Annotated in this window: 32 protein-coding genes, 1 tRNA gene and 1 pseudogene; 19 read left to right on the top strand and 15 right to left on the bottom strand. The window is 64.8% G+C overall.

What is annotated here, in order from left to right:
- Positions 1-63: 63 nt before the first annotated feature.
- Both CJZ82_RS07735 and CJZ82_RS07730 read right to left on the bottom strand, forming a co-directional pair.
- Entirely contained in the window at positions 64-381 is a 318-nt protein-coding gene (locus CJZ82_RS07735; RefSeq protein ID WP_233130109.1) for a PIN domain-containing protein, read from the bottom strand.
- 20 nt (positions 382-401) lie between these two features.
- Positions 402-653 (bottom strand): hypothetical protein, encoded by a 252-nt coding sequence (locus CJZ82_RS07730; protein WP_094555228.1) that lies wholly within the window; start codon positions 651-653, stop codon positions 402-404.
- 134 nt (positions 654-787) lie between these two features.
- On the opposite strand from CJZ82_RS07730, the gene CJZ82_RS18305 reads away from it, so the two are divergent.
- From CJZ82_RS18305 to crtR, 10 genes are all read left to right on the top strand, one after another.
- Positions 788-955 (top strand): hypothetical protein, encoded by a 168-nt coding sequence (locus CJZ82_RS18305; RefSeq protein WP_158218506.1) that lies wholly within the window; start codon positions 788-790, stop codon positions 953-955.
- Between the two features lie 49 nt (positions 956-1,004).
- Positions 1,005-1,367 carry a UPF0175 family protein gene (locus CJZ82_RS07725; protein ID WP_094555227.1) on the top strand — a complete coding sequence of 121 codons (363 nt, stop codon included), beginning with the start codon at positions 1,005-1,007 and terminating at the stop codon, positions 1,365-1,367.
- Positions 1,331-1,846: a DUF3368 domain-containing protein gene (locus tag CJZ82_RS07720; RefSeq protein ID WP_094555226.1), complete on the top strand. Its 516-nt coding sequence runs from the start codon at positions 1,331-1,333 to the stop codon at positions 1,844-1,846. The genes CJZ82_RS07725 and CJZ82_RS07720 overlap by 37 nt, the downstream gene beginning before the upstream one ends.
- Positions 1,847-2,112: 266 nt before the next feature.
- Complete coding sequence (locus tag CJZ82_RS07715) at positions 2,113-2,412, top strand: hypothetical protein (RefSeq protein ID WP_094555225.1); 300 nt, start codon at positions 2,113-2,115, stop codon at positions 2,410-2,412.
- Positions 2,337-2,933: a type IIL restriction-modification enzyme MmeI gene (locus tag CJZ82_RS07710; protein ID WP_369820032.1), complete on the top strand. Its 597-nt coding sequence runs from the start codon at positions 2,337-2,339 to the stop codon at positions 2,931-2,933. The genes CJZ82_RS07715 and CJZ82_RS07710 overlap by 76 nt, the downstream gene beginning before the upstream one ends.
- Positions 2,934-2,961: 28 nt before the next feature.
- A complete protein-coding gene (locus CJZ82_RS07705; RefSeq protein ID WP_094555223.1) occupies positions 2,962-3,279 on the top strand; it encodes a hypothetical protein in 318 nt (105 codons plus the stop codon).
- Positions 3,276-3,611 (top strand): hypothetical protein, encoded by a 336-nt coding sequence (locus CJZ82_RS07700; RefSeq protein ID WP_094555222.1) that lies wholly within the window; start codon positions 3,276-3,278, stop codon positions 3,609-3,611. The genes CJZ82_RS07705 and CJZ82_RS07700 overlap by 4 nt, the downstream gene beginning before the upstream one ends.
- An 87-nt stretch (positions 3,612-3,698) precedes the next feature.
- A complete protein-coding gene (locus tag CJZ82_RS07695) occupies positions 3,699-4,739 on the top strand; it encodes an ArsJ-associated glyceraldehyde-3-phosphate dehydrogenase (protein WP_094555221.1) in 1,041 nt (346 codons plus the stop codon).
- Positions 4,736-5,989, top strand: coding sequence for an organoarsenical effux MFS transporter ArsJ (gene arsJ, locus CJZ82_RS07690; protein ID WP_233130107.1), 1,254 nt, complete (start codon positions 4,736-4,738; stop codon positions 5,987-5,989). Before CJZ82_RS07695 ends, arsJ begins: the two co-directional genes overlap by 4 nt.
- 36 nt (positions 5,990-6,025) lie before the next feature.
- On the top strand, positions 6,026-7,066 hold the full coding sequence (gene crtR / locus CJZ82_RS07685; RefSeq protein WP_369820031.1) for a beta-carotene hydroxylase: 1,041 nt from the start codon (positions 6,026-6,028) through the stop codon (positions 7,064-7,066).
- A gap of 30 nt (positions 7,067-7,096) precedes the next feature.
- On the opposite strand, the gene gatC is transcribed toward crtR, so the two are convergent.
- Together gatC and CJZ82_RS07675 are read right to left on the bottom strand one after the other, a co-directional pair.
- Positions 7,097-7,390, bottom strand: coding sequence for an Asp-tRNA(Asn)/Glu-tRNA(Gln) amidotransferase subunit GatC (gene gatC / locus CJZ82_RS07680; RefSeq protein ID WP_094555218.1), 294 nt, complete (start codon positions 7,388-7,390; stop codon positions 7,097-7,099).
- A 73-nt stretch (positions 7,391-7,463) separates the two neighbouring features.
- Complete coding sequence (locus CJZ82_RS07675) at positions 7,464-8,291, bottom strand: creatininase family protein (RefSeq protein WP_369820036.1); 828 nt, start codon at positions 8,289-8,291, stop codon at positions 7,464-7,466.
- Positions 8,292-8,392: 101 nt separating this feature from the next.
- Here CJZ82_RS07675 and CJZ82_RS07670 point away from each other — a divergent pair, with 101 nt between their 5' ends.
- Positions 8,393-8,692, top strand: coding sequence for a DUF6679 family protein (locus tag CJZ82_RS07670; protein ID WP_094555217.1), 300 nt, complete (start codon positions 8,393-8,395; stop codon positions 8,690-8,692).
- Between the two features lie 31 nt (positions 8,693-8,723).
- Here CJZ82_RS07670 and CJZ82_RS18620 read toward each other — a convergent pair whose 3' ends face one another.
- On the bottom strand, positions 8,724-8,903 hold the full coding sequence (locus tag CJZ82_RS18620; protein WP_094555216.1) for a hypothetical protein: 180 nt from the start codon (positions 8,901-8,903) through the stop codon (positions 8,724-8,726).
- Between the two features lie 7 nt (positions 8,904-8,910).
- Between CJZ82_RS18620 and CJZ82_RS07660 the strand changes: the two genes are divergently transcribed.
- Entirely contained in the window at positions 8,911-9,633 is a 723-nt protein-coding gene (locus tag CJZ82_RS07660) for a DNA-3-methyladenine glycosylase (protein ID WP_094555215.1), read from the top strand.
- Positions 9,630-10,679, top strand: coding sequence for an aspartate carbamoyltransferase catalytic subunit (locus tag CJZ82_RS07655; protein ID WP_094555214.1), 1,050 nt, complete (start codon positions 9,630-9,632; stop codon positions 10,677-10,679). The genes CJZ82_RS07660 and CJZ82_RS07655 overlap by 4 nt, the downstream gene beginning before the upstream one ends.
- Here the strand turns inward: CJZ82_RS07655 and CJZ82_RS07650 are convergent.
- From CJZ82_RS07650 to CJZ82_RS07635, 4 genes are all read right to left on the bottom strand, one after another.
- Complete coding sequence (locus tag CJZ82_RS07650) at positions 10,666-11,004, bottom strand: DUF565 domain-containing protein (protein WP_233130106.1); 339 nt, start codon at positions 11,002-11,004, stop codon at positions 10,666-10,668. The genes CJZ82_RS07655 and CJZ82_RS07650 overlap by 14 nt on opposite strands.
- Before the next feature lie 124 nt (positions 11,005-11,128).
- The gene (locus CJZ82_RS07645) at positions 11,129-11,329 is read right to left on the bottom strand and encodes a hypothetical protein (protein ID WP_006172336.1); all 201 of its coding nucleotides are present in this window, start codon (positions 11,327-11,329) and stop codon (positions 11,129-11,131) included.
- Positions 11,330-11,461: 132 nt separating this feature from the next.
- Positions 11,462-11,623 carry a PCP reductase family protein gene (locus tag CJZ82_RS07640; protein ID WP_198949691.1) on the bottom strand — a complete coding sequence of 54 codons (162 nt, stop codon included), beginning with the start codon at positions 11,621-11,623 and terminating at the stop codon, positions 11,462-11,464.
- Positions 11,624-12,070: 447 nt separating this feature from the next.
- A tRNA-Ala gene (locus CJZ82_RS07635) sits at positions 12,071-12,143 on the bottom strand.
- 90 nt (positions 12,144-12,233) lie between these two features.
- Here CJZ82_RS07635 and CJZ82_RS07630 point away from each other — a divergent pair.
- Together CJZ82_RS07630 and coaBC are read left to right on the top strand one after the other, a co-directional pair.
- Positions 12,234-12,446, top strand: coding sequence for a DUF2555 domain-containing protein (locus CJZ82_RS07630; RefSeq protein WP_094555211.1), 213 nt, complete (start codon positions 12,234-12,236; stop codon positions 12,444-12,446).
- Entirely contained in the window at positions 12,436-13,740 is a 1,305-nt protein-coding gene (gene coaBC / locus CJZ82_RS07625; RefSeq protein ID WP_094555210.1) for a bifunctional phosphopantothenoylcysteine decarboxylase/phosphopantothenate--cysteine ligase CoaBC, read from the top strand. Before CJZ82_RS07630 ends, coaBC begins: the two co-directional genes overlap by 11 nt.
- On the opposite strand, the gene CJZ82_RS07620 is transcribed toward coaBC, so the two are convergent.
- Positions 13,676-14,017, bottom strand: a complete 342-nt coding sequence (locus CJZ82_RS07620) for a hypothetical protein (protein ID WP_094555209.1) — start codon at positions 14,015-14,017, stop codon at positions 13,676-13,678. The two genes, coaBC and CJZ82_RS07620, sit on opposite strands and share 65 nt — an antisense overlap.
- A 135-nt stretch (positions 14,018-14,152) precedes the next feature.
- Here CJZ82_RS07620 and psbO point away from each other — a divergent pair, with 135 nt between their 5' ends.
- From psbO to CJZ82_RS07600, 4 genes are all read left to right on the top strand, one after another.
- Positions 14,153-14,971 carry a photosystem II manganese-stabilizing polypeptide gene (gene psbO / locus CJZ82_RS07615; protein WP_094555208.1) on the top strand — a complete coding sequence of 273 codons (819 nt, stop codon included), beginning with the start codon at positions 14,153-14,155 and terminating at the stop codon, positions 14,969-14,971.
- Between the two features lie 197 nt (positions 14,972-15,168).
- Positions 15,169-16,341, top strand: a complete 1,173-nt coding sequence (gene sat / locus CJZ82_RS07610) for a sulfate adenylyltransferase (RefSeq protein ID WP_094555207.1) — start codon at positions 15,169-15,171, stop codon at positions 16,339-16,341.
- Positions 16,342-16,394: 53 nt separating this feature from the next.
- Positions 16,395-18,239 carry an ATP-dependent zinc metalloprotease FtsH3 gene (gene ftsH3, locus CJZ82_RS07605; protein WP_094555206.1) on the top strand — a complete coding sequence of 615 codons (1,845 nt, stop codon included), beginning with the start codon at positions 16,395-16,397 and terminating at the stop codon, positions 18,237-18,239.
- The gene (locus CJZ82_RS07600; RefSeq protein WP_094555205.1) at positions 18,214-18,891 is read left to right on the top strand and encodes a bifunctional 4-hydroxy-2-oxoglutarate aldolase/2-dehydro-3-deoxy-phosphogluconate aldolase; all 678 of its coding nucleotides are present in this window, start codon (positions 18,214-18,216) and stop codon (positions 18,889-18,891) included. The genes ftsH3 and CJZ82_RS07600 overlap by 26 nt, the downstream gene beginning before the upstream one ends.
- Here the strand turns inward: CJZ82_RS07600 and aroC are convergent.
- From aroC to CJZ82_RS07575, 5 genes and pseudogenes are all read right to left on the bottom strand, one after another.
- Positions 18,873-19,961, bottom strand: coding sequence for a chorismate synthase (aroC, locus tag CJZ82_RS07595; RefSeq protein WP_094555204.1), 1,089 nt, complete (start codon positions 19,959-19,961; stop codon positions 18,873-18,875). The genes CJZ82_RS07600 and aroC overlap by 19 nt on opposite strands.
- A 66-nt stretch (positions 19,962-20,027) precedes the next feature.
- Entirely contained in the window at positions 20,028-20,852 is an 825-nt protein-coding gene (locus tag CJZ82_RS07590; RefSeq protein ID WP_094555203.1) for an ATP-binding cassette domain-containing protein, read from the bottom strand.
- Positions 20,842-22,017 (bottom strand): ABC transporter permease DevC, encoded by a 1,176-nt coding sequence (gene devC / locus CJZ82_RS07585; RefSeq protein ID WP_094555202.1) that lies wholly within the window; start codon positions 22,015-22,017, stop codon positions 20,842-20,844. Before devC ends, CJZ82_RS07590 begins: the two co-directional genes overlap by 11 nt.
- Positions 22,014-23,246, bottom strand: a complete 1,233-nt coding sequence (locus CJZ82_RS07580) for an efflux RND transporter periplasmic adaptor subunit (protein WP_094555201.1) — start codon at positions 23,244-23,246, stop codon at positions 22,014-22,016. The genes devC and CJZ82_RS07580 overlap by 4 nt, the downstream gene beginning before the upstream one ends.
- 320 nt (positions 23,247-23,566) lie before the next feature.
- A pseudogene (locus CJZ82_RS07575) lies at positions 23,567-23,784 on the bottom strand (photosystem II q(b) protein); the annotation flags it as partial.

Genomic DNA, 23,784 nt, shown 5'->3' with positions numbered 1-23,784 from the left:
CTGCCTGATTCATCAACGCTAGTTGATTGGTTGGCGGCAGCGGATCAGCGGTTGGTCCTGGGGTCAGGCAGGACGCCTCAGGCGCTGAAGGCGCAGCTCGCTCACCGAGGCGATGGCCTCGAAGTCGGCGTCGAAGCTCACCAGCACGGCGTTGTGGTGCAGGGCCACGGCGGCCACCAGCAGATCGAGGCTGCCCACCCTGCGGCCGACCTGGCGGCAGGCCTGGCCCAAGGCAGTCGAGTGCTGCCATAGATCCGCTGGGGTAGGGAGCGTGGGCAGGGTGGCGAACTGGGCCTCCAACAACCTTGCTTCCTCAGTCCGGGCTGAGCGCAGCACTTCAAAGCGCACGGGTTCGGCCAGGTGGGCCCCCGGATCCAGCACGAAAGGCGCGATGAACTGCTTCAGCGCAGCCTGACTGCGGGCACGGGTGAAGTCGATCCAGAGGCTTGGCGATCGCGCTCCTGATCGGCTTCGTAGCTCTCCAGCTCCACGCCCCACTCGCCGCTGAGGAAGCGCTGAGCGATCTGGGCCCGGCGTCGATGCTGGAGGGCCTGCTCCAGCAAGCGCCGGATGGCAAGGCCCTTCTTGCGTTCGCCGGTGAGTTCCAGGATTTCCCGCATCTCATGATCCGAGAGATCGACGGTCACTTTCATGGTCTGCGCCGCCACGACTCAGACTTTGCCTGCAGCATGGCACCGGACCTCCATGGGGCGCCCTCCCAGGCGCCAGCAACCCCAGCAGACTTCCAGGGGCCGAAGCACAATCGGCCGTACTGCCGCACACCCCGTTGAACACACCCCAGGCCTTGCAATCCTTCGCCGACTGGGTGGCCTCGATCCGGGGCGATGAGGCCAGCGAAGCGCAGGCCTACGTGAATCGGCTGCTGCAGGCCTGGGGCTGGGCGGCGGCAGTGGAGGCGGCAGCCACTCGTTATGGGTTCTGGTGTGACTCGTGACAATAACCCTTAGGATCATCCCATCTAATCATCCCTGGAGGGATGGGCCATGCATGCCGTCAGCGTCAGCGGCCTCAAGAACAATCCGGCCGAGGCCCTGCGCCAGTCGAAGCAGGGCATGGTCGTCGTGCTCAACAGGGACCATCCGGATGCGGTGTTGATGGGCCTCGATCAGAACGGCCTGCTGCAGGCACCGGGCGTGCGGCCCGCGCTGGCCACCGCCCTGTTCCGCGATGGTGAGCTCTCCCTGGCCCGCGCCGCCCGGGTCGCAGAGATGGACATCGCCGCCTTCATCTCCCATCTCTCGCGGCTGGGGATACCGGTGATCCGTCTGACGGAAGCCGAAACCAACGCCGACCTTGACACCCTGGAGCAATGGCTGCAGTCGTCATCAGCGACGCCAGCCCTCTGATCGGCCTGGCCCGCGTGAACGGGGTCGGCTGGCTGAGGGAGCTGTTTGGGGAGGTCCTCATCCCAGCGGTTGTCGCCGATGAGGTGATCACCGGAGGCTTCCCCGCAGAAGAAGCGCGCATCACAGCAGCGCTGGAGGCAGGCTGGCTGCAGATTGCTGGCCCCATCCCAGCCGGGCCTGACCTGCCGGATCTCGATGAGGGAGAAGCGGCCAGCATTCGTTTGGCCCTTGCTCATCCGGGGCCGGCACTGCTGCTGATCGACGAGCGCTCAGGGCGGGCGGTAGCCCAGGGCCTGGGGCTATCGATTGCAGGAACGGCCGCAGTCATCGGCATGTCTCGCCAGCGCGATCTGATCCCGTCAGCTCGTGCGGTGCTGTCCCAACTGCATGACAGTGACTTCAGGATCGCTCCGGCAGTGATTCATGCCGTACTGCAAAGCTGCGGCGAGACCAGCCCTGAACCTACCCAGGAGCCTTGAGGGAGGTCTGGGCTACAGCGCCCAGGCCACACAAGGTTGTGCTCGCGCGCAAGCTCCAGGAGCGAGAAATCATGGGCGGCAGTAAGTGCCCGTCGCTCGGTTGGAGGGAGCGGCAGCGAATTGTTGCGGAATCGACTGCGCCTCCACGATTCAGACTTTCCCTGCAGCATGGCACCGGACTTCCCTGGGGCGCCCTCCCAGACGCCAGCAACCCCAGCAGAATTCCAGGGGCCGAAGCACAATCGGCCGTACTGCCGCCCACCCCGTTGAACACACCCCAGGCCTTGCAATCCTTCGCCGACTGGGTGGCCTCGATCCGGGGCGATGAGGCCAGCGAAGCGCAGACCTACGTGAACCGGCTGCTGCAGGCCTGGGGCTGGGCGGATGCGGTGGAGGCGGCGGAAACCTTCCGCGAGACCTTTCAGCAAGTGAAAGACCTGGTGAGACCTCAGCGCGTAGAAAATCGCCGAGAAGTGACGAGGGTGAACTGGTGGAGGTATGGAGAGAAGCGGCCGGCCATGCGGGAGGCATTGAAGTCATTGAGCTGTTTCTTCGCGGTGCCTTAAGTCTCAAAGTGGGCTGTCTTCCTTGCCAGCCGAACTGGCTCTGTGGAAACAAGAACAAGGTGGTAGCAAGCGACGACTTCTACATCCTGGCCCTGTTGACATCATCCGCTCACCGCACCTGGATGCACGCGCAGAAAGGAACCCTCAAGGGCGATATCGCCTACACCCATGACTCGATCTTCGAAACCTTCCCCTTCCCCCAGATCGTCGCGCCTGAGCTGGTGGATCAGATCCGCCAGGCAATGACCACCCTCAACGACTACCGGAATGAGGTGATGTTGGCGCGGAACTGCGGCATCACCGATCTCTATAGCGCCTACTTCCACGAACCCGCCAGCCAGCTCGCCAAGCTCCATCAGGCACTTGATGTCCTGGTGCTCAAGGCCTACGGCTGGAAAGCCAGCGACAACATCCTCAGCAACCTCCTGGATCTGAACCTGGAGCTCGCGGGACGGGAAGCCGCCGGGGAGACGGTGGTGGGGCCGTGGGCGACTGGCAGCCACCAGGGCAGGTTGCCATAATGGGGACACCCCATATTGGGCAAGATCCATGGCCCCTGTTGAGCGGATCGTCAAGGCTGACCAGGCCGGGAGGCTCAACCTGGGCCGCAAGTTGGCAGGACGTTCCTATCGGGTTGTCGAACGCGGCACCAGCTTCGTTCTCGAGCACGTCGAGACCGTCCATGTCCCTGCAGAGGAGGCATGGCTCTACCGCAACGCCCAGGCCCTGGCCTCCGTGCAGCGCGGCCTGCAACAGGTCGCTGCCGGAGAGTTCGCCACCGGCCCCGACCTTGATGCCGCGCGCGAGCTGGCAGCGACGGCTTTCCCTGGCGAAGAGGTTCAGGATGGCGAAACAGATGCCGGATGAACTTCGAGATCCAATGGACCCCCGAAGCTGAATCGCAGTTCAAAGCCCTTCAGGCCTCGGCAGAGCAAGCTGTGCTTCTTGGCAGAAAGACCAAACCGTTCGGCCTCTTCAAGCAGGTTGAGGGCTGCATAAACAAGCTCAGAACCCAGGGACCCAGGCGTCCGGGTCTGCACACCCACGAATACACCTCTCTGAACAATCCCCTGAGGCCAGACGACAAAGTTTTTGAGGCCTACGCCCAAAACCACACACCCGGCGCCTACCGGGTGTTCTGGTGTTACGGCCCTGAAAAGGGCCAGCTCACCATCTGGGCCATCACGTCTCATCCTTGAGGCATGGGCGTAAGGGCGGGTGTCCCACAACACTCATCCCATCAACCCAACTTGATCTAAGTTGCCGGGAGCTCCTCCCCTGGCACGATGAAGATCGGCATCAACGGCTTCGGCCGCATCGGCCGCCTGGTGTTCCGCGCCCTCTGGGGCCGCCCCGGCATCGCCTTGGTGCATGTCAACGACCCGGCCGGTGATGCCACCGCCGCCGCCCACCTGCTCGAATTCGACTCCGTGCACGGCCGCTGGCCCCAGGCGGTGCAGGCCGACGCCGACGCCGAAGCGGATGGCTTTCGGGTGGCGGGTCAAACCGTGAGTTACAGCCGCCACAAGGATCCCACTGCCGTGCCCTGGCTTGATGCCGGCGTGGACCTGGTGCTCGAGTGCAGCGGCAAATTCAAAACACCCGAAACCCTCGAGCCCTATTTTTCGAAACTGGGCCTGAAGCGGGTGATCGTGGCCTGCCCGGTGAAGGGGGTGATCGCCGGGGAAGAAGCGCTGAACGTGGTGTTCGGCATCAACCACGAGCTCTACGAACCCAGCCGCCACAGATTGCTCACCGCCGCCTCCTGCACCACCAACTGCCTGGCACCGGTGGTGAAGGTGGTGCACGAGAGCTTCGGAATCCGCCACGGCTCGATCACCACTCTGCACAACATCACCAATACCCAGGTGGTGATCGACAGCTTCAAATCCGACCTGCGCCGGGCTCGCTCCGCCACCAGTTCGCTGATCCCCACCACCACTGGATCTGCCAAGGCGATCGGCCTGATCTTCCCGGAGCTGCAGGGCAAACTCAACGGCCACGCCGTGCGGGTGCCCTTGCTCAATGCCTCGATCACCGATGCGGTGTTCGAGCTGGAGCGCGCGGTGAGCGCGGAGGAGGTGAACGGCGCCTTTGCCGCCGCTGCAGCCGGAGCGCTGCAGGGAATCCTGGGCTATGAGGAGCGGCCGCTGGTGTCGGTCGATTACCTCAACGACAGCCGCAGTTCGATCGTCGATGCCCTCTCCACGCTGGTGACGGGCGGCACCCAGCTCAAGGTGTTCGCCTGGTACGACAACGAATGGGGATACAGCTGCCGCATGGCCGATCTGGCCTGCCATGTGGCGGCGCTGGAAGCTGCTGCGTGAAACAGCTCACCGGGCTGCAGCAATACGCGATCGTGACGGCCAATTACTGGGCCTTCACCCTCACTGATGGGGCGCTGCGCATGCTCGTGGTGTTCCATTTCCACCAGCTGGGTTACACCACCCTGGAGATCGCCTTTCTGTTTCTGTTCTACGAATTCTTCGGCATTCTCACCAACCTCTACGGCGGCTGGCTGGGGGCCCGTTTCGGGCTGCGGCTCACGCTCTGGGCGGGCACGTTGCTGCAGGTGGCTGCCCTGCTGATGCTGATTCCGGTGGCCGAAGGCTGGCCGCGCTGGTGGAGCGTGGCCTACGTGATGGTGGCCCAGGCGATCAGCGGCATCGCCAAGGACCTCAACAAGATGAGCGCCAAGAGCGCCATCAAGACCGTGGTGCCGGAAACCCCAGGCGATCCCAACCGCGGCGAAGCTCAGCTGTTCAGGTGGGTGGCGATCCTCACCGGCTCCAAGAACGCCCTCAAGGGAGTGGGTTTTTTCCTGGGAGGGGTGCTGCTCGCCACGATCGGCTTCAATGCCGCCGTTGCGGCAATGGCCGCCGGGCTGTTCCTGGCTTTCCTGGTCACCCTCGTGCTGCCAGGTGAGATCGGCCGCATGAAGGAGAAACCGGCCTTCACGGCCCTGTTCTCCAAATCGAAGGGCATCAATGTGCTCTCAACGGCCCGCTTCTTCCTGTTCGGCGCCAGAGATGTCTGGTTCGTGGTGGCCCTGCCCGTGTTCCTGCAGACCACCCTCGGTTGGCGCTACTGGGAGGCCGGCGGCTTCATGGGCCTCTGGGTGATCGGCTACGGGATCGTGCAGGCCTCGGCTCCGGCCCTGCGGCGCAGCTGGGGTCAGACCGCTCCGCCGGGGGTGTCAGCCGTGCAGTTCTGGAGCGCCGTGCTCACGGCCATCCCGGCCCTGATCGCCGTGGCCCTGTGGCGGGAGGCGGCCCAGCCGGGGGTGGCGATCGTGGTGGGGCTGGCCGCCTTCGGCGTGGTGTTCGCGATGAATTCCTCGATCCACAGCTACATGGTGCTGGCCTACACCGACGCCGAATCGGTGAGCCTCAACGTGGGCTTCTATTACATGGCCAATGCCGCTGGCCGGCTGGTGGGCACCCTGCTCTCCGGTGCTTTGTTTCTGGTGGGCGGCCTGCAGGCCTGCCTGTGGTGCTCAACGGTGCTGGTGGGGTTGTCGTGTCTGAGCAGCCTGCGTCTGCCGGCGCCGCTGCGGCAGCCTGGCTTGTGCCCGTAAGGTGGGAACCCGTTTGTAGAGGCGTGGTCTGCGGCGATGACCCGAATGTTGGCCCTGTCGCCCGAACCTGCCACCGAAGTCTTGCCTTCAGGCGCCACGCTTCGGTCGGTGCCGAAGGAATTCCTCGATCCCCCATCGGCCTGGAATCCCACCGTGGTGCTCTTCCTCGGAGGCTTCGCTCTGGCGGGGCTCACCATCTGGGGCTGGTTCGTGCCCCAGTGGCCGCTGCCCCTGCTTCTGGCTCTGGGATTCCTGGCCCTGCACCTGGAGGGCACCGTCATCCACGACGCCTGCCACAACGCCGCCCACCCAAGCCGCTTCTGGAACGCCGTGATGGGCCACGGGGCTGCGCTGCTGCTGGGCTTCAGCTTCCCGGTGTTCACCCGGGTGCATCTGCAGCATCACGCCCACGTCAATGATCCGAAGCGCGATCCCGACCACATCGTCTCCACCTTCGGACCGCTCTGGCTGATTGCACCGCGCTTCTTCTATCACGAAGTCTTTTTCTTCCGCCACCGTCTCTGGCGCAAGTGGGAGTTGCTGGAATGGGGCATTGCCCGCGCCATTTTCGTCTCGATAGTGCTGGCTGCCTTCAAATTCAATTTTCAGTCGTTCATCTTCAATTGTTGGTTCGCCCCGGCGTTGATGGTGGGCGTCACGCTTGGCCTCTTCTTCGACTACCTGCCCCACCGCCCCTTCAAGTCGCGCAACCGCTGGCATAACGCCAGGGTCTACCCCAGTCGGATGATGAACTGGTTGATCATGGGGCAGAACTATCATCTCGTGCATCACCTCTGGCCCTCGATTCCCTGGTTCGAGTATCAACCGGCTTACAGGGCCACCAAGCCTCTGCTCGACGCAAAGGGATCACCCCAGCGTCTGGGGTTCTTCGAAACTCCCCACGACGGCATCAACTTTCTCTACGACATCTTCTTCGGCATCCGCAGCCACAAGCGCCGGCGCAGCCGCCTGCGCCCGATCGCGGCGTTGATGCCCACAGCCCGCTCCCGCCGCCACCTGCTTTCGCTGTTGCACCGAACTGCCGTCTCGCCGGTGCCCCGCTCCTCCGCAGGCTGAGGTAATCAGATCAGATCAACCCCAGTCAGCTCAGCTGGCCAGAATCTGAGGAACCCGGAAAAAGTCGCCCTCCCGCTGGGGTGCCAGCTCCAGCAACTCCTCTCGTACGGGAGTCTCCTCCACCTTGTCGGCGCGGGTCACATTGACCACTTCCACCGCCCGGGTGGTGGGAGGTACCCCCTCCGTATCCACCTGCTCCAGGTGCGCCACATACTCGAGGATGCGCTCCAGCTGGGTTGTGTAGGTCGCGATCTTGGCCTCGGGCAGATCCAGGCGAGCCAGCTGGGCCACCTTGCGCACGTCGTCTGAGGAAATCTTGCCCATCGTTGCGGTGAAGCTGGCTCTGCTGGCCTGAACCTAACTGGAGCAGCCCGGGCACGCCTCGGACATGTCCCGTTCACTCGCTCAGAAAGGTTTCCAGATCGTGGCTGAGGGCTTCGGCGGCCAGTTCGAGGAAGCGTTTGCCATCGTCGGCGCTGGCGAGATAGGGGTCGGAGCCCATGCGCCCATCGGGGTGGCGTCGGCGGAAATCCTCGGGCCCATGGATCGGCCCGGCGGGCGCTGGCTCCGGCAGGGGCCGCTGTTTCGCCACCAGGCTCGGCTCCAGGTGCATGGTGAGGGCGATTTCGCTGGGGGTGGCGTGGTGCCCTTCGCGGTTGCCGTAGCGCTCGCGGGCCTCCCTCATCACAGGACCGGCCATGAACCAGTTGGCCAGTTGGCAGCGCAGCCCAGGGGCCGCCGCCAGGCCCCGGCTGGCGGCAGTGGCGTAGGCCTCGGCAAAGGCGGCCCGGGTGGTGGCGATGTTGCCGCCATGGCCGTTGATCACGAAGATCCGCTCGAAGCCATGGCGGGCCAGCGACAGCACCACGTCGTGGATCACGGCCAGCAGCGTGGAGGGCTGGAGGCTGATCGTGCCCGCGAAGCCCAGGTGGTGTTCGGCCATGCCGAAGGCCTGGGCAGGCGTGACCAGCACACCGGTGCGGCGACCCACCTCCAGGGCCACCGCTTCGGCGGTGAGGGCATCGGTGCCGATGGCGCCGGTGGGGCCGTGCTGTTCGGTGGAGCCAAGCGGCACGATCACCCCCTTGCAGCCCCTCAGGTACTCCTCCACCTCCGGCCAGCTGCGCAGCTGCAGCCGGATCGCCTCCACGCTGTCGGCGGGACCGGGCAGGGGGCTGCCGGCCGGCGCGGTGGTCTGGGGCGAGGAGATCGTCACCGGGGGCAGCTCGGCCACGGGGCCGAAACGAGGGATCCTCTGAAGTATCCCTAGGATCAGGGGGATCCGGGCCCCGATCCGCACTCGGCCCGCTGGAGTCGGAGCTCAGGATGCTGCACCGGAAGCTGGATCAGTTCTGCAGCGAGAAGCGACCTGTCTGGGTGTTCCTGCGGGATCAGCAGCGCTGGATCGAGCAGGCTCTGGTGGTGGAGATCGCCGGCGACCTGGTCACCCTGCGTTACGACGAGGAGGAGGACGACGAGTTACACAGTTGGGAGGAGAGCGTTCGCCTCGATTCGATCGGAGCGGTGAGCACCCGCCTGGCGCACTTCAGCCGCAGTGCCAGGGCAGAGGATCTCGAAACCGCCGAAGACTGCCCTGAATCAGAGCAGCTGCACCGCCAGGGCTGAGCGCTGCGCCCGCCGCCCCAGCGCCCCAACTTCAGTGGGCGGTGCCGTTGCCGTCGTAGTCGTCGCTGTCGTAGTAACCACCCTTGGTGCCGAAGTAGAGGGTCGCCAGGCAGAACAGACCGCTGCCGGCCAGCAGCACGGTGCCGAGATTGAAGCTGGAGAGAGCGTTGGACACGAAACAGACGCGAAAGACAAGCAGAGACCAACCCACAGAGGGGGTGGTGGCCTCCAGTCTGGCGGCATCCGCTCCCAGGGCCGCTCCTGGCAGCGAGGGTGTCGATCTCCTGACGCCCGCCTTCTTTGCGCGCGGTGCCGATCAGGTGGGTCCGGATCTGGTGGGCTGCCAGTTGCTGCGCCGCTTCGAGGATGGACGCTGCCTCCGGGGCCTGGTGGTGGAAACCGAGGCCTACTGCCAGAGCGAGCCCGCCTGCCACGGTCACAGGCGTCGCTCTCCCTCCAACGAAACTCTGTTCGGCCCGCCGGGGCGCTTCTACGTTTACCTCAGTCATGGCATCCATCACTGCGTGAATGTGGTCACCGACCGTGAAGGCTGGGCGAACGGTGTCCTGCTGAGGGCCGTGGCCCTGGCGGGTGAGCCAGAGCGCACCGCCGCTGGCCCCGCCCTGCTGGCGCGTCGCTTCGGCCTGGATCGCCGCCACGACGGCCAGCCGGTGGATTCAGCTGGCGGAGTGTGGCTGGCGCCGAGGCCCCCGGCCCTGCTGGCCTGGTGGCGGCAGCAGCAGCTGCAGGGTCAGGACCCGCTGCTCAACACCACCCGCATCGGCATCACCAGGGGGGTGGAGCTGCCCTGGCGCTGGTACCTGAAGGCCAGTCGCAGCGTCAGTCGCCGGGCCCGTGGCGACCGCACCCCGGCGCATTCCGTGGCCCTGAAGCCAGAGGCGGTGTTGCCGGTGGCGGCTGGGTCGGGGATGGAGCCGTGAGCGGCTGGTCGCACCGGCACCTGATCGATCTGGCGGCCTTCAGCCTCGAGGATTTCGCCACCGTGCTGGAGCTGGCCCAGCGCTTCAGGGTGATGCCCGTCAGCGGCTCCCGCAAGCTGCCAGCCCTGCAGGGCCGGCAGGTGACCAGCCTGTTCTTCGAGCCCAGCACCCGCACCCGCAGCAGCTTCGAGCTGGCGGCTCGGCGCCTCTCGGCCGATGTCCAGAGCTTCTCCCCCTCTTCGAGCTCCCTCAGCAAGGGGGAGAGCCTGCTCGATACCGCCCTCACCTACGTGGCCATGGGTGCCGATGTGCTGGTGGTGCGCCATCGCTGCGCCGGTGTTCCGGCAGCGCTGGCCCGCGACCTCGACCGCGAACGTGAACGCCGGGGCGGCGGCCGGCCGGTGGCGGTGCTCAACGGTGGAGATGGACTCCACAGCCACCCGAGCCAGGGGCTGCTCGACCTGTTCACCCTCGCCCGTCATTTCGCCCCGGAGCAGCCGACCCCGGCAGCGCTCCGCGACCGCACGATCGTGATCGTGGGCGACGTGCTCCATTCGCGGGTGGCGCGCTCCAACCTCTGGGCACTCACCGCCTGCGGTGCCCATGTGGTGCTCTGCGCCCCTGCCACGCTGCTGCCCGATGCCTTCGCCGAGTTCGTTGCGGCACCACCCCCTGGTCAGGCCAGGGATCCGGTGGTGAGCCGTGGCTCGATCCGGATCGAGCGCCAGCTGGAGCGGGCCCTGCCCGGCGCCGATGCCGTGATGACCTTGCGGCTGCAGCGGGAGCGGATGCACCAGCACCTGCTCACCAGCCTGGAGAGTTACCACCGCCGTTTCGGTCTCAGCCTGAAGCGCCTGGAGCTGTGTGGGTCCTCGGTGCCGGTGCTGCATCCAGGTCCCGTCAACCGCGGCGTGGAGATGAGCGGCGACCTGCTGGATGACCCCGACCGCTGCCTGGTGGCGGAGCAGGTGCGTAACGGCATCCCGATGCGCATGGCCCTGCTTTATCTGCTGGCCGCCCGCGGCGATGAGCTCAGAGAAGCTTGAAGCCCTCCTGCAGCAGTCCGTAGAGCAGGCCGATGCGCCCGGCGTCCAGCAGCTGCAGGGTCAGGCGGTCTTGTGGGCGCTGCAGCAGCCAGCGGCGGCAGCGGATCGAGAGTTCGATCGGCACCACAACGATCAGGGCCGCCAGCGGATCCAGATAGGAAAGGGCCCCGGTGAGCGTTCCCACCGCCCCGCCGAAGAAAAAGGCTCCGAACCCGGTGATCAGCACCAGGGAGAAACGCCGCCAGGGATTCTCTGCCCAGTTGCGCAGGCGTTCGCCCTGCAGAGCTACCTGACGATGCAACCGGGTCTGCTGCGGGCGGATCAACGCTGGGCCTTGGACGGGAAGAATTGGCAGGTGCGTTGGCTGGAGATCCCCATCACCCGGCTCAGCCACCTGCCGCCGCAGGTCTACACCCTTTCAGGCCGTCCTGCCAGTCCTGCGCCAGGGCTCAGCTTTCGCTGTCCTTGTTCTTGCGCGATCCCTTGCCTTCCAGCAGCTCCAGCAGCGCCTCCATCTGGGCCATGACGCCGCGCACCTCGCCGGCCTCCGGCAGCAGCCCGTCTTCCATCACCCCCTGGTGCATCTCCCGGAGTTCCTGGCGGATGTAGCGCAGATGACTCACCACCTGCTCTCGCTTGGACTGCGACATGGATGGGAGCAACCTTTAATGCTCTCCCTTTTACCTTATGGCCGGTCAGGGGGGCTCCAACCAGGCGAAACAAGCCTCCCTGACTGAGCCGGAGTCGATCAGGACCGCCTGGCCCAAGCGCTCAGCAGACCTTTATTTTTCGCCGAAACGGGCCTTGGCGGCTGTGTAGAAGTCAAGGTCGATGCTGGTGAGGGAGGCCTCAGCGGCCAGGCTTTCGATCCTTCGCCGCACGGCGGGGCGCACGAAGAACGGCACCTCCTTGAGCCTGGCTTCAGCTTCGGGGGTCCACTCCATGGGCATGGTGTTCGGTTAAATGAATCGGCCTGTTGAACGCTATCTGCAATCAGTGCACTGTGCTGGAGTTGGCCTGGAAGGAATTCGCCAGCCTCGCCGGTTATCTCTGGAGATGTTGGTATAGTTCAGTTTGCAGAGACTGCGCAGTAAGGAGATTCCCCTCTGGGAATGAGGTTGAACGGACGCCGTATTGGCAGGCTTGACTCCAAGAAAATACTCGCTGACTTCTTGCGGATTATCAGTAGGCAAAAGCGTATCGGAAGATATATATTTGTTTGAAGATTAGCAGATTATGTTTCTGTGGTCTTTTCTTGGAATATCAGTGACTTGGGCTTGCTGTGAGTTCGGCGGTCACTGGCTTGGATGCTGATTGAACGCGGAGCTTTCCGTGCGATCACCGCTCAGGAATAATCCAGAGTTCATCATTCTTGCTTTGTTGTAAGGAGATGGAGAATAGGGGACTCGAACCCCTGACCTCTGCGGTGCGATCGCAGCGCTCTACCAGCTGAGCTAATTCCCCGTTGGGATATCCCTTCCAGAAATTTATCAGCCCTGCCCAGTGGCGGGGCTGATGCGCTGGAATTGAGCTGTGCTCCGCCCCATTGGCCCCTTGTCCGCAACCCCGATCACGCCTGAGCGACTGGCCGCCTTTGATGAGGCGTCCATCGCCGAGCTGGCCCAGCGCCTGGACGACGACGATTACCCCACCCCCTTCGCCGCTCTGCAGGACTGGCACCTGATCCGTGCCCTGGCGATCCATCGCCCCGAGCTCGCTCGCCCCTACGTGCATCTGGTGGACCAGGAACCGTTCGATGAGGAGTGAGCAGGATCCCCTCGACGGTTGCAGGATCCTGGTGGCGATCACCGGCAGCATCGCCGCCATCAAGCTGCCTGCCCTGGTAAGTGTCCTGGCCCAGCGCGGGGCCCAGCTGCGCTGCGTGCTCACCCCCAGTGCGGCCCGGTTGGTGAGCCCGGTGGCCCTGGCCAGCCTCAGCCGGGCCGCCTGCCACCTCGATGAGGACCAGTGGAGCCACCGGGCGCCCCGGCCCCTGCATGTGGAGCTGGCCGAGTGGGCCGAGCTGGTGCTGCTGGCCCCCCTCAGCGCCACCAGCCTCGCTCGCTGGGTTCAGGGCTCCGGCGACACCCTGCTCTCCAGCACCCTGCTGGCCACCGAGGCGCCGGTGCTGGCGGCCGCCGCCATGAACACGGCGATGTGGGGGGCGCCCGGGGTGCGGCGCAACTGGGATCAGCTGCAGGCCTTTGAGCGGGTGCTGCCCCTGGGGCCGGCCGCTGGCCTGCTCGCCTGCGACCGCCAGGGGGCTGGCCGGATGGCCGAGCCTCAGCAGCTGCTGCTGGGATTGGAAACCCTGCGCCTGCATGGCTGGCGGCGTGATTGGCAGGGGCGGCGGCTGCTGGTGAGCGCCGGGCCCACCCGCGAGTGGCTTGATCCCGCCCGCTGCCTCACCAATCCCAGCAGTGGCCGGATGGGGGTGATGCTCGCCCAGGCCGCCCGGTTGCGGGGGGCTGAGGTCGACCTGGTGCATGGCCCCCTCAACCTCGATCCGCTCTTGCTGGAAGGTCTGCATACGCACCCCGTCGAGAGCGGTGCGGCCATGGGGCAGGCGCTGGAGAAGCTGCAACCGGCGGCCGATGCGGTGGCCATGGCCGCCGCTGTTGCGGATCACGGCCGCGCCGCACCCGAACACCAGAAGCTCAGCAAACAGGATCTGCTCGCGAGCCTCAGCGCCGGCTGGTGCGAGGTGCCGGACCTGCTCGCTCAGCTGGTCGCCCGCCGCCCCGAGGGTCAAAGGATCCTGGGGTTCGCCGCCCACTCGGGGGATGTGCTTTCCCAGGCCCGCGCCAAGCGGCAGCGCAAGGGCTGTGATCTGCTCTTCGCCAACCCGATCGATCAACCGCAGGCAGGCTTCGGGGTGAACAGCAATGAAGGCTGGCTGCTTGGTCCGGGGGAGCGGGAGCTGCGCATCCAGCCCGCCGGCAAGTTCGCCGTGGCCCATCAGCTCATCAGTGCCCTCGGCGCCCTGCTGGATCCGCTCACGCTGCCAGCGGATGCTCCTCGTGAAGGTCCCGCCGGTCGTCGCGCTGCAGCAGATCCATGAAGGTGCGCAGCTGCAGGCGGGGGATGTAGGGCCAGCCGCCGCTGCGCTCCATGTTCCTGAGCAGGCCGAACAGCTGCTGGCGGTCCTCCGGCAGGCTGCGGCGGAAGGCGCCGTCCTGAATTGAGCGATGCAGGGTTTCCAGCTCCCGCAGCAGGGTCAGCAACTCTTCGGGCTGCCCTTCGAGCCCTTCGGCCAGCCGGTGGAGATCCTGCAGCAGCCTCCCCGCGCCCAGCTGGGGATCCTCAGCCTCGGTCGGCTCGTTGAAACCTTCGGTCATGACTGCCGTGTCGCGTCCCGCCCTACGGGTTGTTGAGAGCCGCAACATGCTATCGGGACTCGGGTTTTTCATCTGTAGGATCGCCGTTGGCGCACCCTCCATCAAGGTTTCACCCTGCTTGTGCGGCTTCTCCCAATGCGTTTTCGACCCCTGCTGGCCCTTGTGCTGGCGCTCTGCCTGACGCTGGTCACAGCGTGCAGCGGCGGTGCCACAGCCGTTGAACGGGCCAATGTCACCTACGACGACATCGTCAACACCGGCAAGGCCAACGACTGCCCGTCCCTTCCCGATTCGGCCCGCGGCTCCATCCCCCTGGATCCGTCCGTTCGTTATCAGCTGCGTGAAATCTGCCTCCACCCCAGCGAAGTTTTCGTGAAGGGTGAGCCAGCCAACAAGCGCCAGGAGGCACAGTTCGTGGCGGGCAAGATCCTCACCCGTTACACCTCCAGCCTTGATCAGGTCTACGGCGATCTCAGCATCGACGGCGACAAGCTCACCTTCAAGGAGCTTGGCGGCATCGATTTCCAGCCGATCACCGTTCTGATGCCGGGTGGTGAGGAAGTTCCCTTCACCTTCTCCAGCAAGAAGCTGATCGCCAACGCCGTTGGTGCCTCGATCAGCCCCAGCACGGATTTCGAGGGTTCCTACCGCACCCCCAGCTACCGCACCAGCAACTTCCTCGATCCCAAGGGTCGTGGCCTCACCTCCGGCTACAGCAGTGCTGTGGGTCTGGTGCCTGCCGGTGACGACGAAGACCTCACCAGGGAGAACGTCAAGCAGTATGTGGATGGCACCGGCACCATGAGCCTCTCGATCACCAAGGTCGACAGCGCCACAGGTGAGTTCGCCGGGGTGTTCTCAGCGATCCAGCCTTCCGACACCGACATGGGCAGCAAGGCAGTCGTCGATGTCAAGGTCACCGGCCAGCTCTATGGCCGCCTGGAGCAGGTCTGAACCGATCCGCCTCAGGCTCAGGCCTCTGGCTGTTGCTTTGTCTCTTCAGCTTGCGCAGCTGGTGCAGATGCTTCAAAAGGCCCCAATCGGGGCCTTTTTTTGTGGCAGATCCATCCAGGCGCCGCAGTGACGCCACCTCGGCCACAAGCCCTTGCCGCCCGGTCTGGAACAATTTCTCCACCTGCCGCTGGCCCCCCATGACCACCGCCGCTCCCTCTGGCCGCTCCAGCACCGGTCTGATCCCGCCCCACGGGGGCTCACTGGTGGATCTGATCGTGCCGGCGGAGCAGCGTGAGGCGCTGAAGGCTGGCGTGGATCGGGTGCTCGAGTGCAGTCACCGCAACGCCTGCGATGTGGAGCTGCTGATGGTGGGTGGCTTCTCGCCCCTGCTGGGCTTCATGCACCAGGAGGACTACGAGGCGGTGGTGAAGGGGAACCGCACCACGTCAGGGCTCCTGTTCGGTCTGCCGATCATCTTTGACACCGCCGATGCCACGATCCAGGTGGGCGAGCGCCTGCTGCTCACCTATCAGGGTCAGGAGCTGGCGGTGCTCACGGTGGAGAGCCGCTGGGAACCTGACAAGGTGAAGGAGGCCAAGGGCTGCTACGGCACCACCTCCCTGGAGCATCCAGCGGTGCGCATGATCGCCACCGAGCGGGGCCGCTACTACCTCGGTGGTGCTCTCCAGGGCCTGGAACTGCCCCAGCGGGTGTTTCCCTGCCGCACCCCGGCCCAGGTGCGCGCCGATCTGCCCCATGGCGAGGACGTGGTGGCCTTCCAGTGCCGCAATCCGATCCACCGGGCCCACTACGAGCTGTTCACCCGCGCCCTGCATGCCACGAACGTGAGCGAGGGGGGAGTGGTGCTGGTGCATCCCACCTGCGGTCCCACCCAGGAAGATGACATTGCCGGTGAGGTGCGCTTCCAGACTTATGAGCGCCTGGCGGCGGAGGTGGCCAATCCCAGAATCCGCTGGGCCTACCTGCCCTACGCCATGCACATGGCCGGGCCTAGGGAGGCGCTGCAGCACATGATCATCCGCAAGAATTACGGCTGCACCCACTTCATCATTGGCCGCGACATGGCGGGCTGCAAGAGCTCCCTCAGCGGTGAGGATTTCTACGGCCCCTACGACGCCCAGGACTTCGCCCGCGACAACGCGCCGGAGCTGGGCATGGAAACGGTGCCGTCACTCAACCTGGTGTACACCGAAGAAGAGGGCTACGTGACGGCGGAGCATGCCGAGGCGCGGGGGCTGCATGTAAAGAAATTGAGCGGAACCCAGTTCCGGCAGATGCTGCGCAGCGGTGAGGAGATCCCGGAGTGGTTCGCGTTTCGTAGCGTGGTGGAGGTGCTGCGGTCCGCCTGACGGTCCCGGCGACAGTTAACATTCTGTTACTTCCCCTCTCAGGAGCACGCAGGTTGAAAAAACGCTGGCGCAACGCGGGGCTTTATGTGCTCCTGGCGATCGTGGTGATTGCGGTGGGGTCCGCTTTCCTGGGTCGCCCTGATCAGGCCAATGCCCCCAGAAGCCTCCGCTACAGCGATTTCGTCGAGGCGGTTCAGGAGAACCAGATCTCCCGCGTGCTGATCTCCCCCGACCGCGGCACCGCCCAGGTCGTTGAGAACGACGGCAACCGGGCCGTGGTCAACCTCGCCCCTGACAAGGACCTGCTCAAGCTGCTCACTGACCACAACGTCGACATCGCGGTTCAGCCCAACCGGGAGCCGGCCGCCTGGCAGCAGGCCGTGGGCAGCTTGCTCTTCCCGCTGCTGCTCCTGGGAGGTCTGTTCTTCCTGTTGCGGCGCGCCCAGGGGGGCGGCGGCAACCCCGCCATGAGCTTCGGCAAGAGCAAGGCACGGGTTCAGATGGAACCCCAGACCCAGGTCACCTTCGGTGATGTGGCCGGCATTGAGGGCGCCAAGCTCGAGCTCACCGAGGTGGTCGACTTCCTCAAGAATCCCGATCGCTTCACGGCCGTGGGCGCCAAGATTCCCAAGGGTGTGCTCCTGGTGGGCCCTCCGGGCACCGGCAAGACCCTGCTTGCCAAAGCTGTGGCCGGTGAAGCAGGCGTCCCGTTCTTCTCGATCGCCGGTTCGGAGTTCGTGGAGATGTTTGTGGGTGTGGGCGCCAGCCGCGTGCGTGACCTGTTCGAGCAGGCCAAGAAGAGCGCTCCCTGCATCGTCTTCATCGACGAGATCGACGCGGTTGGCCGTCAGCGCGGCGCTGGCCTCGGCGGCGGTAACGACGAAAGGGAGCAGACCCTCAACCAGCTGCTGACCGAGATGGACGGCTTCGAGGGCAACACCGGCGTGATCATCGTGGCGGCCACCAACCGCCCCGACGTGCTGGATTCGGCCCTGATGAGGCCGGGTCGCTTCGATCGCCAGGTGGTGGTTGACCGTCCGGACTACGCCGGCCGCTTCCAGATCCTTGGGGTCCATGCCCGCGGCAAGACCCTTGCCAAGGACGTTGATCTCGACAAGGTGGCGCGTCGCACCCCCGGTTTCACCGGAGCCGATCTCGCTAACCTGCTCAATGAGGCGGCGATCCTGGCGGCCCGCCGGCAGCTCACCGAGATCTCGATGGATGAGGTCAATGACGCCATCGAGCGCGTCATGGCCGGTCCTGAGAAGAAAGACCGGGTGATGAGCGAGAAGCGCAAGCGGCTGGTGGCGTATCACGAATCGGGCCACGCCCTGGTGGGAGCCCTGATGCCCGACTACGACCCCGTCCAGAAGATCAGCATCATTCCCCGCGGTCAGGCCGGTGGTCTCACGTTCTTCACCCCCAGCGAAGAGCGGATGGAGTCGGGCCTCTATTCCCGCGCTTACCTGCAGAACCAGATGGCTGTGGCCCTCGGTGGGCGCGTGGCTGAGGAGATCGTCTACGGCGAAGACGAGGTCACCACAGGAGCCTCCAACGACCTTCAGCAGGTGGCCCGCGTCGCCCGCCAGATGGTCACCCGCTTCGGCATGAGCGACAAGTTGGGTCCCGTGGCCCTTGGCCGTGCCCAGGGGGGTATGTTCCTCGGCCGCGACATCGCCGCCGAGCGCGACTTCTCCGAGGACACAGCCGCCACCATCGATGAGGAGGTGGGGCTGCTGGTGGCTGAGGCCTACCGCCGCGCCAAGCGCGTGCTGATCGAGAACCGCTCGGTTCTCGATGAACTGGCCGAGATGCTTGTGGAGAAGGAAACCGTCGACGCCGAGGAGCTTCAGGAGCTTCTGATCCGCAGCGATGTGCGGGTCGCTGAATACGTCTGAGTCCGGGTCGCTGCTGGCTGAACTCCGGGCACTGCCGCTGCTTGCGGTCCTGCGCCCGATACGTCCCCTTGATGCCGTTTCCCGGATCGCGCTCTTGAGCGCGGCCGGGATTCGTCATGTGGAGATCGCCTGGAGTCCATGGCCCTGCTGGAGCCACGACTGCCGTGAGCTGGCCCAACGCTTCCCCGCCATCAGTTTCGGGGCGGCTTCGGTGCGAACGCTCCAGGCCCTCGAGGCTGCCGACCAGGCCGGCCTCAGCTTCGCGTTCTCGCCCGTGCTGGATCCAGGCCTGCTGAGGAGAGCCCACCAGCTGGGCATCACCCTGGTGCCGGGGGTCTTCTCGCCCACGGAGGTGCAGCAGGCGGTTGAGTTGGGCTGCGTGGCCGTGAAACTCTTCCCGGCCAAGACCCTGGGGTCTGGTTACTGGGCCTCGCTGTCCGGTGCTCTGGCTCCCTTGCCCTTCTGCATCGCCGCGGGAGGGCTGGAGGTCGCCGACCTCAGCGGCTGGCTCCAGGGGGGTGTGAATGCCCTGGCCCTGGGCTCCACGCTGTTCGAGCCCAAAAGCGAAGCGGGAGCCTGCCCCCGCCTGGATCCGCGCCTGGCCGGCTGGGTGGCGAGCTACCCCTCAGCCCTTCACCAGAGGCTGCACTGAGCCTGCTGACGCAGCAGGTGGTCGGCCAGCACCAGGGCCACCATCGCTTCCACCATCGGCACCGCCCGGGGCAGCACGCAGGGGTCGTGGCGTCCCTTGGCTTCCAGCACCGTGGCCTCGCCGCTGGAGGTCACGGTCTGCTGGGCCTTACGGATCGTGGCGGTGGGTTTGAAGGCCACCCGCAGCACGATGTCCTCGCCGTTGCTGATGCCACCCTGGATGCCGCCGGAGTTGTTGGTGGCGGTGCGCAGGCTGCCGTCGCCTGTGGCAAGGAAGGCGTCGTTGTGCTCACTGCCCCGCTGCAGGCTGCCGGCGAAGCCCGAGCCGATCTCGAAGCCCTTGGTTGCCGGCAGCGACATCACCGCCTTGGCCAGATCGGCTTCCAGCTTGTCGAAGACCGGCATGCCCAGACCCACCGGCGACCTGCGAACCACGCACTCGATCACGCCGCCGCAGGAATCACCCTCCCGGCCGATCGCCTCGATCCGCTCGATCATTAGCTCGGCGCAGGCGGCATCAGGGCAACGCACGATGTTGGCCTCCACGTCGTCGAGGCTCACGCTGGCTGGATCGATCGTGGCCTCGATGGTGTGGATCCGCTTCACCCAGGCGATCACCTCGGTGCCATGGGCCTTGGCCAGCAGTTGCTTGGCGATGGCACCGGCGGCCACCCGGCCGATGGTTTCCCGCGCCGAGGCACGGCCGCCGCCACTGCGGGCCTGGATGCCGTATTTCGCCTGGTAGGTGGCATCGGCGTGGGAGGGCCGGAAGGCCACCGCCATCTCGCTGTAGTCGCCGGGGCGCTGGTCCCTGTTGCGCACCACCATCGCGATCGGCGTGCCCAGGGTGACACCATCCAGCAGGCCGCTGAGGATCTCGACGCGATCGTCTTCCTTGCGGGGGGTGGTGATCTTGCTCTGACCTGGCTTCCTGCGGTCGAGCTCCGCCTGAATGGCCTCAAGATCGAGCGCCAGCCGCGGCGGGCAACCATCGACGATCACACCGACACCACCGCCGTGGGACTCCCCGAAGCTGGTGATCCGAAACAGGTGTCCGAAGCTGCTGCCCATGGGCTGGAGCCTACTGAAACGCTCCGACTGCGGTTCTGCCGGTTCGACCGCCGTGGGGCATCGGCTTCAGCTGCCGGTTTCCCTCATCCTGCCAACGAAGGCCGCTTCGGCCTCCTTGCTGGCCAGGGCACCCTCATCCACAATGATGATCCGATCGGCAACATCGAGAATCTTGTTGTCGTGGGTCACCATGATGATCGTGGTCTTGTGATTGGTGGCCATCTCACGCATCAGGTTCACCACATTGCGGCCTGATTCCTTATCGAGAGCCGCGGTGGGTTCATCGCCGAGCAGGATCTTCGGTTGCGCCACCATGGCCCGGGCAATCGCCACCCGCTGCCTCTGGCCGCCGGAGAGATTGGCGGGAAAGTAGTCTTCCCGGTCGCCGAGACCCACTTTCTCGAGCATCTCCGCCGCCAGCTTGTCCATGTCTTCCTCGTAGTACTGATCGTGCAGTTCGAGGGAGAGGCGCACGTTCTTCCTGGCGTTGAGGAACATCATCAGGTTGTGGGCCTGGAAGATGAAGCCCACATTGAGGCGCAGCTTCGCCAGGACCCCCTTGCCGGCTCCATGGAGTTCCTCGCCGAGGATCTTCAGGCTGCCGTCCTGGCAGGCCCGCAAGCCTCCCAGCATGGTCAGCAGGGTGGTCTTGCCGGAACCTGAAGGCCCTGTGCAGATCACGATCTCGCCCGGCTGGATGTCGAGAGTGATGTCCTTGAGGGCGTGCTTGCGGCTGTCGCCGCTGCCGAACCAGTGGTTCACGTGTTTCAGGGAGATCACGGGCTCGTCGGTGGGCAGGGTTTCATCGGTGGGCAAGGAATCGCCGGCGGGCAGAGATTCTTCAGTGGGCACTGTTTCACCAGTGGGCACTGATCCGGATTCAGAAGACATCGGCTGGATCGAGTTCCACAAGTTTGCGGGTGGCCAGGGCGCCGGATCCCACGCACATCACGAAGGTGAGAATCAACACCTGCAGGGCCCGGTTCAGGGTCATGAACACTGTGAGCTTGGTGACGTTGGCCAGCAGGCTGTAAAGACCCATGGAGATAATCACACCCGGCACGAAGCCGATCACCGCCAGAATGGCCGACTGCTGGATCACCACGCTGATCACGAAGGAATCGGTGTAGCCCATCGCCTTCAGGGTGGCGTACTGGGGCAGATTGTTCATCACGTCACCGAAGAGGATCTGGTACACGATGATGCTGCCCACCACGAAGCCCACCAGAACGCCGAGGGAGAAGATGAATCCCACCGAGGAGTTGCGCTTCCAGTAGTTCACCTCCAGCTCGGCCAGTTCATTGCGGGTGAGCACCTTCACTTCTTTCGTCATCAATGGCTGCAGGGCGGCCTGCACGGCGCTGGCTGAGCTGCCGGGCCGCAGGCGGATCAGGCCCAGTTGGATCATGCGGTGATCCGCCTTGGGGAACATGTAGAGAAAGGTGTTCTCGCTGACGATCAGATTGGCCTCGGCCGCGAAGGTGGCCCCCATCGAGAAGGTGTCGACGATGCGGATCGATTTGCCGTTGATCTCGAGTGGATAGACGCCATCACGCTTCAAGATGCTGGTAACATCTCCGTATTGCTTCTTGGAGTTGCGATCGAAGAGCGCGTTGCGCAGCGGCTGCAGACGGAAAGGATCGTTCTCGAGTTCGGGAAAGGCGAGGGATGGCTTGGCGAGATCCACGCCGAAGGTGTAGATGTCGTAAGACTGCCGGGTGGCGGGGGTGATCCAGGTGCCGCGCGAGATGCGCAGCGGCGAGATGCTCTCCACCCCTTCAACCCCAAGGGCCTGATAGAGCCGGCTGCGCTGGAAGTCCTGCAGGGAACCGAGGTTGCTGTAGCCCTCACTCACCATCACCAGATCGGCGCGGAGGCGGTCGATGGGTTTGCGCTGGCTGTTGTAAAGGCTGTCCATCAACCCCAGTTGAAAGAACATCAGCAGGTTGGAGAAGCTCACACCCGCCAGGGCGATCATCATCTTCACAGGGCTGTTGGTGACCTGCAGCCAGGCCACCGGGGTGCGTTTCAGCAGCTTGCGCAGGGGGCTGATCATGGTGCCGGTGCCGGCTTGGGGTCGAATACCACGTTCACCTGGAGATTGGAGGCGTAGCCGATCCGTTTCTGCTGTGATTCATTGAGCTGGAGCTGCAGCTTCACCTCGAACACCCGCTGGTCCTGATTCTCACCAGGCTCCCCGGCGAAGATGGTCTGCTTCTGCACCTGGGGAATCACCTGGTACACCTTGCCCTTGAGGCTGCCTTCGATGCCATCGGCGGTGATGGTGGCGCCCTGGCCCATGCCGATCATGCGCATGTCGGTCTGATAGACCTCTGCCGTCACGACCATGCGGCTGGTGTCTGCCATCTCGAGGATGCCCTCGTCGCTCACCTTGTCGCCTGGCCTGGCGATGATCTTGAGGATGCGTCCGTTCTGGGGTGCCAGCACCGTGGCGAACTCGAATTCCTGGCGGGCTCGGTCGCGGGCGGCTACCGCCTTGCGTAGTTCATTGTTGGCGGTGGTGATGTCTTCGGGGCGCACCTCCTTGATCTGTTCCAGGGTCTGCCTGGCGCTCTCGATGTCGGAGCGAAGGGTGAGCAGGGTGCCGTCGCGGGTTTCGATCGCCTTGGCCAGATCGGCAGCACTGGTTTCAGCGCGGGTGCGGTAGCGGTCTCGCTCGAGCGCGGATACGCCACCATTTGCATAGAGGTTGTCGTAGCGCTGCTGTTCAATCCGTGCCTCGGTGGCCTTGGCACGGGCGGCATTGACAGCCTGGTCCTGGGCGAGCTTCTGGGCGGCCAGTTTGCGCTCCAGGCTCTGCACGTTGAACTCCTGCGCGCGGATCTCCCCCTGCTTGGCACCGGCCTTCACCTGGGCCAGCTTGCTCTGGGCCACGGCCACGTTCTCGTTGGCCTCGTCGTAGGACGCCTTGAGGGTGCCGTAGCTGTTCAGCCGGGCCAGGGGTGTTCCCCGCGTCACCCAGGTGTCCTCCTGCACCAGGATCTCTTCGATGCGGTCGCCGCTCAGAGAGCTCGACACAGCCACTTTGCGGATCTTGGTTTCCGGCTCGATGCGCCCCAAGGCGGATACGCGCCGAGCAGCGGCGACGGGGGGCGGTTCGCTTGATTTCGGCTGGCAGCCCAGCAGGGTTGCTCCCACCCCGATCAATGACAGTCCGATCAGAACGATCGCCAGACCCCCTGGAGATTGGCCCCGCCGCAGCTGGCGATGGGCGTGGGGTATGCCGCGACGGGCGGCATCTGGACGTGCGGGTCGGACCCTCAAAGAATCGAATCCGGTACAGCCGTTTTGACTGTAAGCAGGTTTCCAGGTCCCAGCTCAGGGTGACACAGGTTGTTGCCGAGGCTGGCAGAGATCGTCACTGCAGGTTTCTGATCACAGGAGTGGCTTCTGCAGCTCCTAGTGGCTGTTCTGTGAATGATTTGCGCTGTAGATAGTTTGCCCTATACATGATGTGTCCAGGAGTTGATTGGTCCTGCAGCTTATGGTTTTAGCCATAAAAAAAGCCCCCGCCAAGGCGGAGGCTTCATTTGCTATCGATGCATTGAAGCAGGTGGTGGGCCACGAATGACCCACCGCTTGCATCAGCCGATTGCAGGGGCGGTCAGTGCCACAGGGGTGGCTTCTGCAGATGCCAGGTCAAGCGGGAAGTTGTGAGCATTGCGCTCGTGCATCACTTCCATACCCAGACCAGCGCGGTTCAGTACATCAGCCCAGGTGTTGATCACGCGGCCTTGGCCATCGAGGATCGACTGGTTGAAGTTGAAACCGTTCAGGTTGAAGGCCATCGTGCTCACGCCAA

Origin of the sequence: Synechococcus sp. 1G10, from assembly GCF_002252625.1 — a bacterium.
Taxonomy (GTDB): domain Bacteria; phylum Cyanobacteriota; class Cyanobacteriia; order PCC-6307; family Cyanobiaceae; genus Regnicoccus_A.
This window is presented reverse-complemented; position numbering and strand designations above follow the sequence as displayed.